Raw genomic sequence first — 13,458 nt, 5'->3', positions numbered from 1 at the left:
TTGTAAGACGTGAGGTTTTAAACGAACTTGTAAAAAACATACAAGAGCAGTGCGATGAAGTAACTGCGTATAAAGCTAGCGTTTGATTTATCAGGCACTCTGCGGAGTGCCTAAATAAGTTAAATTTTAAGAAAGGAGAGAATGTATGGCTTTTAAAACTGCAAGACTTGTATTTGTATCGACACCTTACGCAAGCATAAAGTGTAAAGAGCGAGATAGAAACTACTATGCTAAACAAATAGCCCTAGAGGCGTGCAATATCGTGCGTCAAAACGGCTATGAGCCAATTAGTCCAGTATTAGCGTTTATGGATATTTATAGTGAGCTTGAGCGTGATGTGGTAATGAAAAACTGCGAAGAGCTTTTAAGAGTGTGTAGCTATTACTATTGCCATGAGTGCAAATTTAGCAAAAACAGCAAAGGTATGGCACTTGAGCGTGAATGGGCGAAAGAGTATGGGCTAAGTGAGCTTAAATTTAGTTTGTTTGAGTAAAAAAATGGCGGTGCGGATAGTTAAAAAAGCCAGTAGAAATTTAGCTATCTGCCTAAAATACGGATATGTCTTAAAGGTAAGACATATCAGAGAATTTAAGGTAGAAAGGCAAAGATATGCAAATAAATAGTTTTAGTGATGTAGATATAGCTTTAAAAAGGCTATGTGAAGTAAGCGTAGGGATTGAAAAAATTAACGGCGAAGTAACGCTTGAGTGTAATCGTATAAAAGAGGCTAGAAAGAGCGAGGTTGAAAGACTTGAGAGCGAAAAGAGCTATATAGAGCAACAAATAACGCTTTTTTGTGAAGATAACAAGGCTGAATTTGCCGAAAAACGCTCTAAAGAATTTACATTCGGCGAGATAGGATACCGCATAAGCAAGAGCGTAAGCATACCACGCGTAAAAGCAAAGCTTGAGAGCCTAATAAGCTCTATAAAGGCATTCGGACTAGCCAAAGAGTGCATAACTTACACAGAAACTCCAAACAAAGATGCACTAGCCGAACTAAAAGATGAGGACTTGGTAAAGCTTGGTCTAAAAAGGGTGGTAAAGGATAACTTTAGGATCGTACCGAAAATCGAGAGCTTGGAAGTGGCAAGATAAGGGCAAAAGCCCTTTAACAAGCTTTTAAAACATGTTAAAGGCTTGTTAAAAGGTTTAAACCAAAGGTGTAAAAATGCAAAATATAGATGAAAAACTAAAAGCAAAACTTCTAAAACTTCAAGCTCTAGTCAAGCAAGGCGTAGGGGGAGAGTCTAGGAACGCAAAGGATATACTTGAGAAACTGCTTAAAAAACACAATATAGATATAAACTTATTATTGGATGAAACAAGAACTAAAAAATACTTTTTTGGTTATAAAACGGAGTTTGAAAAAAATATGCTTTTTAGAATTTTTCTAAAAATACGCAATAACGGCAAATCAGCAGACGTAAGATATACCCAAAGAAACAAAACGATAGGGCTTGAGCTTAGTGAGTATGAGTTTGTAGAGTTTGAAATTTTAAAAGATGGCTACTTTAAAAACTGGAAGAGGTATTTAAAGATGGCTCAAACAGCATTTATCCATGCTTCAGAGCTTTTTATAGTAAGTGAAGATAGTATCAATGACAACAAAGAGAAATTAAGCCCTGCAAAGCGTGCAGAACTATTTGAAATCGCACGTATGTGTGACAGTGTGCCTGAGGCGGAGTTTAAAAGGAATTTATTAAAATGACAACTAAACAGCGAATTCACATAGATAATCTGCACGCAAATAAAAGAGCCTTGTATCAAGCAAGGCTTAACAACATACTAAACTACGACTTAAGCTTTTACCGTTTTAAAAACGGAAAGCTAAATATCTCAAAAATGGCTAGATGTAGCGGCTTAAGTCGTAGTTTTTTAACTAAATATTTGTGGTTTAAGGGGCTATAAATGACCAAGGCTCAAGAGATTTTTAGAAAGCAATTGCTAGCCCGCATACACACTCATCCGCAATATAAAATCATCAAAGATAACGACGCTTGGAGCGAGTGGCTAAGTTTGCGCTTTGGCGTAGATAGTTCAAAAGACCTAAGCATAAAAGAGCTAAACGCCATCCTTGACATACTAAACGGCAAAGTGTGCGATGAGTTAAATTTTAAGCCCGATTATGCCGGGCGAAACATACTAAATCCGGCTAAAATAACCGCCAAACAGACAGAAAAAATCAAAGTCTTAGCCGGTAAGCTAGGCTGGGATGAGATAAAGCTTATGAGATTTGTAAATAGACAATGTAATACTTTACTAATTTATATCTCATATCTAAGCAAGCTTAGCAAAAAACAAGCCACAAGCGTGATAACGGGATTAAATGCCGTCCTAAAAGATAAAACGAGAAAAACATAGAGTGTGAAAAATTTTAAAAAAGTGATAGAATGGGCGAAAAAACAGGAGTAAAGATGCTTTGTCCTTACTGCGGATATGAGAAAACAAAGGTTACTACTACGATAAAAAATTTACACAATAAACGTTATAGAGTATGCGAAAAATGCCTTAAAAGCTTCCCGACTATCGAAGCTGTTTATAACGATCCGTATTGGGAGCAATATATGAGCGATACTAAGCATCTGCTGCCAAACAGAGGGGAGCGAGGGCTGTTCGATGAATAAAGATGTCTTACTAAAAGAGCTACTAAAGTCAAAAGCCAATAATACCAAAAGCGTAGATGAGATTATAGATGAATTTATAGCGCAAAATGCAAAATTAGCCGGCAAGGAACTTGAGGCACAACTTGCAAATTTGCTAATATTTATCAATGAAAACCATAGCATGGATATAAAAGAGCTAAAAGAGCTTGTGGAGTCTAAGATAAAGGGTATGAGCTTAAACGTAAATCCGCACAATTTAGAGGAGACCTACAAAAAGCTGGCGCTTAACAGCGGGCTTGGCGTAAGCGTAGTATTTGATAAGCTTGATATAAGAGCGATAGAAGCGATGAGAAATAATTTCTACTGGGTAAATCAAGAGTATAACGCTAAATTTCAAGACAGGCTAAAAGACACCATAGAGCGCGTATTTAGCGGCGAAATTCCAAGGGCGCAAATGGCACAGGCGCTAAAAGATGAGTTTAAAGATGAGCTAAAACAAAGCACTAGCTACTTTGAGGGCGTTGGGGAACATATCATAAGTCAAAACCAAAATATTTCAACCGTAAATCAAGCTAGAAAATACGGCGTAGAATACTATAAAGTAGAAGCAGTGATGGATAATAGAACAAGCCCGATATGTCGCTCTATGCACGGACGAATAATACCTGCAAAACACATAGAAAAACAAGCAGATAACATAACAAATGCAAAAAATATGACTGATAAAAAGGCGGCAGCAGTGTGGAGAAACGCGCCTTATAATGATAGAAGCGATAAAATACCCTCAAATTTCGGTATGCCACCTTATCATTTCAGGTGCAGAACCGAGCTAGTGCCTGTATGGATAGATGATTATGAGAGCGATGGCGTAGCAATGAGAGCTACAACAGCTCCAAAAAAAGATGAAATTTTAAGGCACATAGATAAAATTGGGGTTGAAAGGGTGCTTGATAGCAAAGCGGCAAATGGAAATCACGGATTAAGAGATAGAGTTAGCGAGAGAAATTTTAAACAAGATATCATAAAAGCCTTAAATTCAATAACTGCCGTAGCACCTAAAAAGGGCGAAGAAAACAGGCTAAACGCTATAAGCCAAAACGGCTATTTTATGGTATTTGACGGCAACAGATTAATAACAGCCTATAAAAGAGATAACTTAAAAGAGTATTTTAAGATAAAATCGGTTACTTTAAATCAAGAAATAATTAAATCGTGGTGGAAAATATGAGAAATTTTGTTTTATACATTGATAAAGGGACAGAATGGGGAGTGTATCAAAAAGGCTATTATCTTTGGGATGATAAAGACTACGATAAAAAACGAGCGAATAAATATATGTTTGGCGGATTTTGCACCAAAGATAGCTTAATAATGGGCTTTTTTGACATTAGCATTGATGATGATATGATAAAAACCGCCAAAAATGACGAGATAATGCAAGAAATTTGTGAGTTTAGAGTGCTTATAAACGATACTTTTAAAGAGAGCTTTAACGGCACTTTTATTGACGCTTTAAACTACATTAAAAGGCATTTTAAACCGGATGAATTTTAACACTCATTTACAGCGATTTTTGTTTCGTGTGGGCTCAGGTGTCCGTGCAAGAGCAAAGAGACACGCTCCGTTAAAAACTGGCAATTTAAAAAAAGACATCCAAGTTTTTGATGATAAAATACAAAGACTTCAAATAAGCGTGGGCAATACAAAACTGGCATCTTATGCTAAATTTGTATATTTTGGAACAAAACCGCATATTATAAAACCCAAAAAGGCAAAGGCTCTAGCCGCACCACTAAAAAAAGTAAAGGGCTGGAGCGGTAAGGTTTCTACGCATGACGGCACACAATACGCGATATTTGGTAAAGCCGTAAATCATCCCGGCACAAAAGCAAATCCATACTTACAAAAGGCTTTTAGGGAGTATGTAGGCGGCGGTGAGTTTGAAAAAGCAAAAGAAGGGCTGGCTAAAAACGTTGGAAGCGTGGTAGCATCAGAGATAAAGATGATTTTTAAGGAGTTAAAATGAGAAATAATATAGATAAATTCGATATTTTAGTGGGTAAAATTTTAGCTAAGCTTTATGAAGAGTTCCCTATAAAGTGCGAGTTGGTGCCTGAGAACTTTGGTATAAAAGATACTATGGTCGAGTTTTTAGAGACACCTGAAGGCGCTATGGGAGACATGAGAGAATTAGAGTTTTTGGAGGCTACAGTAACGTGGCTAATGGAAAACGAGATAATAACGGCCAAAAAAGCAGGCTTTGGAGCTTATTATGACGCAAGGCTAACGATGAAAGGTTTAAAGATTTTAAAATCTACGCCTAAAAGCATAGATAGCGAGCGCAAAAGTATCGGAGAGAGTCTAAAGGAGCTTTCAAAAGCTGGGGCTAACGAGAGCCTAAAAATAGCGGTGAATGCTCTTTTTAGTTATGGATTAAGCAGGATCGGCTTATCATAGCTTATTTTATTTTTTGATGACACAATAGATTATCAAAAGTTTTACTTTCAAATTTGACAATTCCTACATAAAATAAATATAATCTTTAAAATTTAAAAAGGTTGTAAATATGCACTGGGTACTTGCTATTGTTACGCTGGTTGTGATTTTTGTTATGATATCCAATTATCATAGCAAAAAAAGATGGAGTAAAATTTTAGGCTACAAGCCAAACTTAGATGAGCTTATGGTCATAATCGATCTAGAATCGGTAAAATGTCCTCAAGACGAGATAATACAAATTTTGCAAGCGTTTAACTCGAAAATGCTTGATAAAAAAACGATAAAAGAAATCATAAAAGAGAAAAAACAAAAGATAAAGCAAAAGGAGCTGGAAGAAAAAGAAGCTAGGGAACAGAATGAATATAAACAATTAGTTTATGAAAATAATGCTACAATCGGCAGGACGGCAGATATTATTTACCAGAGCCTACATATAGCAATAGATAGCAAGAAACTAGACACCATAGAAAGTAGGATTAGGGTAGCCAAAGATAAATTTGAATATATTAAGGAGCAAGACGATTATTTTGCCGAGACTATACAAGAGCAATATAAAGAACTTTTAAAAAAGGCAAATACAGCCAAATATACGAATGTGGCACAAGCTTATTTTGATAAATATAAAACATTAAAATCCCAAAACTCTAAAGAAAAATATTATAATATGGCAAAAGAACATTTAAAAAATGGATTAAAAGATTTTACTGCAGACCAAAACAAAATACATCAAAAATATCAAGAGTTGTTTGACGATAATTTTCAAACACTTCCAAAAGCTATAGCTATAGATACGATAGATTCAAACAACTATCCTGTTGGGACGACAGATGAAATGATAGATTTTTTTGAGATAGGAGATTTTGATAGCTTAAGAGAATTAATAACTAAAATGGCTTATACATATGCAGGTACTCCTGAAAGTGAAATGGTAAAAAATATAGGTAAATTTTTTGCAAAACATGATCCCATATATTCAGATATACTAACAAAAGTTAAGGACATAGTCTCTACAAGCCAGGGCATAAAACAATCTATAATATACAAAGATGTAAGTCCGGATGGATTTTATTCAGACGAAGAAATAAGATATGTGCTTTATTATGCGGCGGAATATGGAGATATTATAAGAGAACCTTTTGGCAACAGCTATAAATTATATACGGTATAGGCAATTATAAAATAACCGCCCCGCCGCCTTTTCTTTTTACTACCGCCTCTATTTTACGACACGCTAAAGCTAACGCCCAAAAGCGATCGGCATGTCCGTATTCGTTTCGTTTGGCGTCATACTTAAAGCTCTTAGCTCCAGCAGTTCGTTTTATAGCGTGAATATCGGCTATTAAAAGCGGATCGTTAGGTATTAATATCTTTTTATCCTCAAATAGCTTTTTTAAATTTAAAGCCATCTCTTCTTTTGTAGGAGCCGTAAAATAAACGCCTCTGACACGAGATTTAAATTTTGAGTGCATTGTTTCAGCTAAATTCATACCGATACCTGTCTTATCGATTTCAAGCACGGCTAATGGATAGGTACGTAAATGTGCCTTTAATATCTCTTCTTGCTCTTTAAAACTAGCCTTAGCAAAAACCTGCATATTGGCTAACTCATAAATTTCATCTTTGCAGATTATGTCCGCTAGCGTTGAGCGGTCATTAACTCTGCCTATGTCATATCCACAAAGAAGCGGTGTATCGCTAGGCGGCGAAAAGTATCTAAGTTTTTCATCTACGCAAGATTTTATAAGCGATATACTTAAAAGTGAGCTTTCGTCGTCTATAAACACGCACTCATAAGCACTAGCCCAAGTGTCTGCATCAAATAACGCCTTCATTGTTTTAAGATCAAAATCAAGCCCGTCTTTCATAGCCCTATAAATATCAACCCTAAAACGCTCAAACATTTTAAATTGTAGTTCGTCGTAAAATAGCTCGTGAAATAAACTGCGCTCTTCAAACGGCGTTGAAAGGATAGTTAAACGCCCTTTAACCGCTCCGATAGATGGGACAAACGCAAGCCAAATTTTCTTAGGATTTGGATACCATGCAAACTCATCCATCCATATATCGCCCGTAAAGCCTTGCACTGTTTTGATATTATGAGGTAAGGCTTTTATTCTGCTTCCGTTTTCAAGCATAACCTCTTTTTCGCTATCTTTTAAAAAGGCTATTTTAAACTTCTGTGCCCAAAAACGCATATATCGCATAAGAATTAAAGCTTGTTCTTCGGAGGCTGATAAAAATAGCTGATCACGTCCGCTTACGGCTCCGATCAGTGCATCTGCTGCAGCTACGTAGCTAAAACCGATTTGGCGTGATTTTAAAACTATTCTAAACTGAGCATTACTGCATAAGAATTCTTTTTGATAAGCAAAGAGCCCACCATCTTTTAGTATTTTTTCTCTTAACTCTTTTGCCGTTTTGTCTAAATTTATGGGCGGTCTTATATAGGTTCTTGCCTCTTTTTTCTTTTTGTCTTCGCCAGTTAGTTTGTTTAAGGCGATTATTAAATCGGCAAGCACCGCAGTCTCATCGGTGCTGATATTTTCTTTTTTGCTTAGTGTTTCGATTTTATTTTTTAATGAAGTTACGGCATCATCCATATTAAATTCATGCCTAAGCTCTTTTTGCCATTTTAGTAGCGTTGGGCGCGATACGCCCGTTTGCTTTGAAACAAGCACGGAGTTTATGCCGCTGTTTATTAAATTTATACACTCTTTTTTAAATTCTTTAGAATAAGCCACTTTAAGCCTTTATATATATCTTTGTATTACCTTTAACCTTTTAAACGTTTTTAAAGGGGGTTTAAACGTTTTTAAACGCTATTTTTATATGTTCTTTTGCCAGCCAAGTATACTTCTTGCTTCAGTAACAGAGATAATGCCTCTTTCAACAAGCTGTGTTACTATCTCGCCATCATCTTTAAAATTTGTTACGTCGATAGCTTTTAACACCACTTTTATACCGATACTTTCAAAAAAGCCTTCAATAAGCTCAATTTTTGGTTTAATCTCTATCTCGTTAAATTGCTGCAGCTGCCCTATAAGCTCACCGCCACCGCCTAGTTGGGCTGATTGCATAATACCGAGCAAACGAGGCGGCACGCCGTGAGCGGCTGCTATCTCATCACGGCTAACTTCTTTTAATGCCTTAAAGCTTATATCCTCTACTCCGCCAAGCTTTTCAAACCTTATCTTTGCCTCTTTATCGCCCACTGAATTTGTATAAGCCAAAAGGGTTTTATGGGCGTTATTTGAGCCTTTAAAATGGTCTGAAAAGAAATTTCTATAAGTGTTTATTTGCTCTTCGCTTGGCTCGTTATTTTCATGCACGATAGCAAGATCGGGTCTTGCTCCGTTTTTAAAAAACGAGAAGTTATAGCTATCGGCTTCTTGATTGATTAAAATTTGAAGTAGCGTGGCTAAATAATCGGGCTCTCCGTAATACCTGGAGCTTGGACTGTAGTATCTTAGATAAAAGCCGTCAAGTTTTTGTTTATCGCCGTCTTTTGTTACTTGAAAAATCTCTCTTTGTTTATTGATTCTCCACTCGTGTGCCGGTATATTATATAAAAGATAGTTATTAGCACTTCCGGCTTTTTCTATCGGAGCATTACCGAAAAGCTCTAAATTATAGGCAAACTCAAACAAAAACGACTTAGCCGATGCGCCAAGCGGCAATTTTTCGCTAAGGCTTGAGCTTTCTAGTTCAATTTGTGAGAGCATACTTGCCTTTATCTTGATGGCTCTACGATGATATACGTTTGCGTAGTGAAGCGCTAAAAGCTCGTCAAATGAGATAAATGGCTCTAGTACCCCGTTTTGTTCACTATCTTTTGAAATTTGAGCGCTGCTACTATCTGCTGCTTTAAAAATATAATCCATCGTTGCTCCGCATTTTTACTTTTTAAAATTGTATTTAAAATGATTTTTTTAAAAATACTAAATAGCCGTTATCTCGCATTTTAAAAATCATAAAAATATATAAAATGGCACTAACGTTTGCAAGCGCTACACTTTAGCAACACTTGCTCATAAAAAAATAAGGAGAAAAAATGGCGGTAAAACTTAAGAATTTAAACATTACCCATATTTCGCTTGTCAAAGCAGGAGCAAATAAGAAAAACATCATCTATAAAAGTAGCAAGGAAAATCCAAGCTATGAAAAGATGATAAAGATAGCTAAAAATGATGAAGAAAAGGGTGTTATTTACGGCATCGTATATAGCCCTGACGAAGTAGATACTCAAGGAGAGACGGCGGACGCTAAAGAGATAGAAAAGGCGGCGTATGCCTTTATGAAAGGGCTAAACGGTGCAAACATAGATAGAGAGCATGACTTTAAACCCGATGGTGCTTATGTGGCAGAAAGCTGGATTGTTCGTGAAAACGATGCGCTGTTTAAAAGCGAAAAGATCGGTAGCTGGGCTGTAGCTATTAAACTTGAAAATGACGAGCTAAAAGAGGCGGTCAAAAAGGGAGAGATCGCCGGGCTATCTATGGCAGGAACGGCACAGCGTGAGGGCGTAAGCAAAAGCGAAGATAGTGTAAGTATAGCAGATGCCATCAGTAAAGGCTTTAGCGCATTATTTGCAAAATTTGAGAAAAAAGACAAAGGAGAAAACATGGAAGAAAAAGACAAAGACGCATCTAACATTGAAAAAACACTAAAAGACGGCTTTGATAGGCTAACAGACCAGATCGACGGGCTAGAAAAACGCATAGCCGATCTTGAAACAGTAGCAAAATCAAGTAAGCAAAACGAAAATATAGAGAAAAACGACAATATACAAGGAGTTTTATAATGAGTTTATCCCTACTACAAATAGCAAAATCTACCGGTTCCATAAAAGCCATAGACATGTATGAAAGCGGCGTTTTAAGACCCGAAGCGTCAAGGAAAATCATAAATACGATAGTCGATAAAAGCGAGTTTTTGTCAAAAATCACGATAGACAAGACAAAAAAGCTTCAAAAAAGCTTTGATGTTTGGGGTATTGCTAGCGGCGTTTTAGTTAGGGTGGCTTCAGGCAAAGCGCCAACAGAAACACAAAAGCAAAAGATAGGCGCAAAATCGGTCTTGCTTGATAACAAACTAGTCCAACTTTTTACGCATATCACGCAAGATACGCTTGAAGATAATGCCGATAATCCAAATTTTGAAAGTGAAACTTTTGAAAGTTTTTCAAAGACTTTCTCAAATGATCTACAAAATTTAGGAATGGTTGGCGAAAAGGACGACTACAACAACCAAGAATTCAAAAACCTAAACAAGGGCTGGTTTGCTTTGGCAAAAGAAAAATCTGGCGTTAAGAAACTGGAGCACAAAAAAGAGTCAAAGATGCTAGATAGGCTAACCGCTATGGTTATGGCAGGTAGCGAGGATGCCGTAAAGGATAGCGTGATAATCTTATCTCAATTTGATTATTTGGCATATCAAAAAGAAATAGGCAACAAAAACGGTGGTCTTGGCGTGCTTTTAAATACCGGAGCAAATCAAGTCCTTGGCGTGCCTTTGGTGGTGGCTGATTTCGTACCAAAGAGTAAATACCTGATGACGCCTCTTAAAAATCTAATTATGAGCATCGGACTTGATATTAGAAGAGTTAGGTGGTATGACCACGAGAAAAGCTCGCTAATGTATAAATTTGAAGTCTATAACGACTATGAGATAGGGGTTGATAGCTGGGTAACGCTAAGCGAAGAGAGCGAGACCGATAGTGATGGTGACGGCGTATGATGTCAAACTCCGAGGAGTTTAAACTAGCCCTTCTTAACAGGGCTAAATCTGTTTTGTTTAATCCAAATGAGATTACAGACGAGGCTTTAAGCGTAGTTTGTCATGAGGTCGATGAAGAGTGTGGCGGACGAAACGTCAAGACGTGGGCGATGATGGACTTTGCGATTATTAGGCTAAAGATTTTTTTAAAAATAGCGTTAAGCGAAGAGGACATCGTGCTTTTAAAATCAGCAACGAATGAAATAAAAAACTCGCCGCTAATCTCGCAAACAAAAAACGGCTCAGCGTTTAATTACGCAGCCGTTTAAAAGGACTTTAATGAATTTAAAAGAGACATATCAAAACGTTTTAAGCGCGGTGCCTGAGGCTTTGCCTATTTCAAAAGCAAGCCCGCAAGGCGGAGTTTATATCATTTTTGAGAGTCTTAAAAATTTGGAGTGGAAAAAAGATAGAGCCGCGTTTAGGATTGTTTTTGCAAGCAGAAGTCTAACCGATGATAATTTTGCGGCTCTTGAAAAGATAGACGAAATAAGGGCTAGGTTCATCAAAAATGCTCATTTATTTGCGGACGACGTGGTGGCAAATTTAAGCTTTGATGGTTTTGAGGATAGTCTTTATAAATACTCACTTTTGATAGAAGTAAATATTTATAGAGATGAGGAAAATGAATTTTTAGCGGAGGCGTGATAATGAAAGTTTTGGAGATAAAGCGTTTTAAAACCATAGATGATGGCACAATCGGCGAGTTTAAGCTCATGCAAGATAGCCAAATTTTGTTAAGCGGTTATACGCTTGAAGCGGCAGGTCCCGATACGACTACGCCAAATCAAGACAAGCGAATACCGGCTGGAGCTTATACGGCTACATGGTTTTTTAGCCCGGACTTTCAAAGAGAGCTACCGCTGCTTTTTAACGAGTCGGTAAGTAAAAAACGCCGTATTCTAATACACGGCGGTAACTATCCAAAGGATACGCTAGGCTGCGTCTTAATAGGCACAGAATATAACGAAAAAGGCATTTTAAAAAGCAGGGATAAGTTAAAAGAGCTTTTAAATTTAACCCGCGATAACGATTTTAAAGTAGTTATCGTAAATAACAAAGGCGTATAAAATGAGTATTTTTAGCAAGCCTTTTATTTACACTCTTGGAGCGTGTGGGGTTTTGACTCTGGCACTAATAGGTGCAGGAGTAAAAATAAGCTCACTTATGAGCGTAAATGAAATTTTAGAAAAGAGCAATAAAGAGCTAGCTAAAAAAACCGATGAGCTAACAACAGATAAGGCTACGTTAAAAGCGAATTTAATGAACTGTGATGCCACTCTTTCTTCTCAAAACGAAGCTATCAAGGCTTCAAAGGTGCAGATCGATAACACTCCGTCAAAAGAGGTGGAAAAAATAAAAAGAATTTATATCAAAGACAAGAGCTGTGAAGGCGAATTAAGGGCTTATAAGGAGTTGTTTAAATGAGAAATTTAGCTGTTTTTGCGTTATTTGCTTTGCTTCTTTCGGGCTGTGCCGAAAAACATATACCAGAGCCAAATATCATATATAAAGAAAAATTCGTGCCTGTAAGGTGCAATACCCAAATGCCCGTAAAGCCCGTAAACGACGGCACGTTTGAAACACATAAGGCAAAGATGATTTACTACCATGAGTGTGAAAGCCGACTAAAACAATGTATCGGAGTAAAGGAATAAAAATGGACGTATCGATTAGCGACGAGATAAAAGAGACGGCAAATTTAATAAACCTAGCCGGGGCGTGGGGACTAAATGAATTTCTTGTCTTTATGGTTATATTCGGCTTTGTAGCCTTTGTAGTGATCTTTTGGCTGCTTAGCAAGAATGCAAATAAAAATACCGAACGCGTGATAGATTTAAGTATCAAGACAAATGAAGCTATAAACAACAACACATTAGCCGTTCACGCGCTAACGACTATAGCTCAAAACACAAACGAAGCAAGTCGCCAAAAGCTTAACGACATACACGAAGATGTTAAAGAGATCAAATTTAGCATTTCAAATAAGCGAAGGCCGAGTTTCAGCGAACATCTAAGAGAGGCCGAGTATGAATGAGTGCATAGAGATAGGCGTAATAAGCGAAGTAAGAGCTGATAGAGCAAGGGTAAAGCTTGGCGATTTAGTAACTGATTTTTTACCAGTTATTCAAATGGCAAACTCTTACGCAAGAGCCTTTATCCCGCTTCGCGTCGGCGAACAAGTGGTAGTTTTACCCATTCGCGGTAGCTTAAATTCAGGCGTGATCTTACGCTCAATATATCAAAGCTCGCACGAAGCTCCGCACACAAACGAAAAGGAGCAAATTTGCACCTTTGAGGATGGCGTGCAAATAAGCTATAACACGGCAAATAGCACGCTGATCGTTTCAAGCCCAAAACAGATAAACATCACTTGCGAAAACGCAAATTTGACCGCTAAAAACGTGAATGTAACCGCAACCGATACGACCGTAAAGAGCGCTAGTATAAAACTGCTCGGCAATACGCTCATACAGGGCGCTATCGCTACGGCAGGAAGCGGCGGCGGTAGCGGTAGCTTTGAGATAAACGGCGATGTAAATATCACGGGCTCAATCACGACCGGCGGAAATGCAAA

The 13,458-nt window shown here is 37.4% G+C and carries 23 protein-coding genes; 21 read left to right on the top strand and 2 right to left on the bottom strand.

Going from position 1 to position 13,458, the window contains the following annotated elements; all coding sequences use genetic code 11:
- The first annotated feature begins 145 nt into the window (after positions 1–145).
- The 12 genes from CCAL9328_RS10175 (at position 146) to CCAL9328_RS10125 (ending at position 6,273) form a co-directional block, all read left to right on the top strand.
- On the top strand, positions 146–493 hold the full coding sequence (locus tag CCAL9328_RS10175) for a DUF7768 domain-containing protein (protein WP_170000581.1): 348 nt from the start codon (positions 146–148) through the stop codon (positions 491–493).
- 4 nt (positions 494–497) lie between these two features.
- Entirely contained in the window at positions 498–623 is a 126-nt protein-coding gene (locus tag CCAL9328_RS11220; RefSeq protein WP_283240784.1) for a hypothetical protein, read from the top strand.
- Positions 610–1,098, top strand: coding sequence for a host-nuclease inhibitor Gam family protein (locus CCAL9328_RS10170; protein WP_170000580.1), 489 nt, complete (start codon positions 610–612; stop codon positions 1,096–1,098). Before CCAL9328_RS11220 ends, CCAL9328_RS10170 begins: the two co-directional genes overlap by 14 nt.
- A 73-nt stretch (positions 1,099–1,171) precedes the next feature.
- Entirely contained in the window at positions 1,172–1,711 is a 540-nt protein-coding gene (locus CCAL9328_RS10165) for a hypothetical protein (protein WP_170000579.1), read from the top strand.
- Positions 1,708–1,911: a hypothetical protein gene (locus CCAL9328_RS10160; RefSeq protein ID WP_170000578.1), complete on the top strand. Its 204-nt coding sequence runs from the start codon at positions 1,708–1,710 to the stop codon at positions 1,909–1,911. Before CCAL9328_RS10165 ends, CCAL9328_RS10160 begins: the two co-directional genes overlap by 4 nt.
- Complete coding sequence (locus CCAL9328_RS10155) at positions 1,912–2,364, top strand: phage protein GemA/Gp16 family protein (RefSeq protein ID WP_170000577.1); 453 nt, start codon at positions 1,912–1,914, stop codon at positions 2,362–2,364. It abuts the gene before it with no gap.
- A 29-nt stretch (positions 2,365–2,393) separates the two neighbouring features.
- Positions 2,394–2,627, top strand: a complete 234-nt coding sequence (locus CCAL9328_RS10150; protein ID WP_169938900.1) for an NrdR family transcriptional regulator — start codon at positions 2,394–2,396, stop codon at positions 2,625–2,627.
- Positions 2,620–3,834, top strand: a complete 1,215-nt coding sequence (locus CCAL9328_RS10145) for a phage minor head protein (protein WP_170000576.1) — start codon at positions 2,620–2,622, stop codon at positions 3,832–3,834. The genes CCAL9328_RS10150 and CCAL9328_RS10145 overlap by 8 nt, the downstream gene beginning before the upstream one ends.
- On the top strand, positions 3,831–4,160 hold the full coding sequence (locus CCAL9328_RS10140) for a hypothetical protein (RefSeq protein WP_170000575.1): 330 nt from the start codon (positions 3,831–3,833) through the stop codon (positions 4,158–4,160). The genes CCAL9328_RS10145 and CCAL9328_RS10140 overlap by 4 nt, the downstream gene beginning before the upstream one ends.
- A complete protein-coding gene (locus CCAL9328_RS10135) occupies positions 4,150–4,632 on the top strand; it encodes an HK97-gp10 family putative phage morphogenesis protein (protein WP_170000574.1) in 483 nt (160 codons plus the stop codon). Before CCAL9328_RS10140 ends, CCAL9328_RS10135 begins: the two co-directional genes overlap by 11 nt.
- Positions 4,629–5,063, top strand: a complete 435-nt coding sequence (locus CCAL9328_RS10130) for a hypothetical protein (protein ID WP_170000573.1) — start codon at positions 4,629–4,631, stop codon at positions 5,061–5,063. Before CCAL9328_RS10135 ends, CCAL9328_RS10130 begins: the two co-directional genes overlap by 4 nt.
- Before the next feature lie 109 nt (positions 5,064–5,172).
- Positions 5,173–6,273, top strand: coding sequence for a hypothetical protein (locus tag CCAL9328_RS10125; RefSeq protein WP_169938848.1), 1,101 nt, complete (start codon positions 5,173–5,175; stop codon positions 6,271–6,273).
- A gap of 4 nt (positions 6,274–6,277) precedes the next feature.
- On the opposite strand, the gene CCAL9328_RS10120 is transcribed toward CCAL9328_RS10125, so the two are convergent.
- Together CCAL9328_RS10120 and CCAL9328_RS10115 are read right to left on the bottom strand one after the other, a co-directional pair.
- On the bottom strand, positions 6,278–7,846 hold the full coding sequence (locus CCAL9328_RS10120; protein ID WP_169938850.1) for a terminase large subunit domain-containing protein: 1,569 nt from the start codon (positions 7,844–7,846) through the stop codon (positions 6,278–6,280).
- An 84-nt stretch (positions 7,847–7,930) separates the two neighbouring features.
- Positions 7,931–8,986, bottom strand: a complete 1,056-nt coding sequence (locus CCAL9328_RS10115) for a phage portal protein (protein WP_169938852.1) — start codon at positions 8,984–8,986, stop codon at positions 7,931–7,933.
- Positions 8,987–9,156: 170 nt separating this feature from the next.
- Here CCAL9328_RS10115 and CCAL9328_RS10110 point away from each other — a divergent pair, with 170 nt between their 5' ends.
- The 9 genes from CCAL9328_RS10110 to CCAL9328_RS10070 all read left to right on the top strand — a co-directional run.
- The gene (locus CCAL9328_RS10110; protein ID WP_169938854.1) at positions 9,157–9,906 is read left to right on the top strand and encodes an XkdF-like putative serine protease domain-containing protein; all 750 of its coding nucleotides are present in this window, start codon (positions 9,157–9,159) and stop codon (positions 9,904–9,906) included.
- Positions 9,906–10,841: a phage major capsid protein, P2 family gene (locus CCAL9328_RS10105; RefSeq protein ID WP_169938856.1), complete on the top strand. Its 936-nt coding sequence runs from the start codon at positions 9,906–9,908 to the stop codon at positions 10,839–10,841. The genes CCAL9328_RS10110 and CCAL9328_RS10105 overlap by 1 nt, the downstream gene beginning before the upstream one ends.
- Entirely contained in the window at positions 10,841–11,149 is a 309-nt protein-coding gene (locus CCAL9328_RS10100; RefSeq protein ID WP_169938858.1) for a hypothetical protein, read from the top strand. The genes CCAL9328_RS10105 and CCAL9328_RS10100 overlap by 1 nt, the downstream gene beginning before the upstream one ends.
- Before the next feature lie 10 nt (positions 11,150–11,159).
- Entirely contained in the window at positions 11,160–11,528 is a 369-nt protein-coding gene (locus tag CCAL9328_RS10095; RefSeq protein ID WP_169938860.1) for a hypothetical protein, read from the top strand.
- A 2-nt stretch (positions 11,529–11,530) separates the two neighbouring features.
- Positions 11,531–11,950 carry a DUF5675 family protein gene (locus CCAL9328_RS10090; protein WP_170000572.1) on the top strand — a complete coding sequence of 140 codons (420 nt, stop codon included), beginning with the start codon at positions 11,531–11,533 and terminating at the stop codon, positions 11,948–11,950.
- 1 nt (position 11,951) lies between these two features.
- On the top strand, positions 11,952–12,308 hold the full coding sequence (locus CCAL9328_RS10085) for a hypothetical protein (protein ID WP_169938934.1): 357 nt from the start codon (positions 11,952–11,954) through the stop codon (positions 12,306–12,308).
- A complete protein-coding gene (locus tag CCAL9328_RS10080; protein WP_169938936.1) occupies positions 12,305–12,538 on the top strand; it encodes a hypothetical protein in 234 nt (77 codons plus the stop codon). Before CCAL9328_RS10085 ends, CCAL9328_RS10080 begins: the two co-directional genes overlap by 4 nt.
- A 2-nt stretch (positions 12,539–12,540) precedes the next feature.
- A complete protein-coding gene (locus CCAL9328_RS10075) occupies positions 12,541–12,918 on the top strand; it encodes a hypothetical protein (RefSeq protein WP_170000571.1) in 378 nt (125 codons plus the stop codon).
- Positions 12,911–13,458: phage baseplate assembly protein V (locus tag CCAL9328_RS10070; RefSeq protein ID WP_170000570.1), on the top strand; the 548-nt coding region annotated here is incomplete at its 3' end. The genes CCAL9328_RS10075 and CCAL9328_RS10070, both read left to right, overlap by 8 nt.

It is taken from the genome of Campylobacter sp. RM9328 (genome assembly GCF_012978615.1).
Note: the sequence above shows the minus strand (reverse complement) of the source record. Positions and strands in the feature narration are given on the sequence as shown.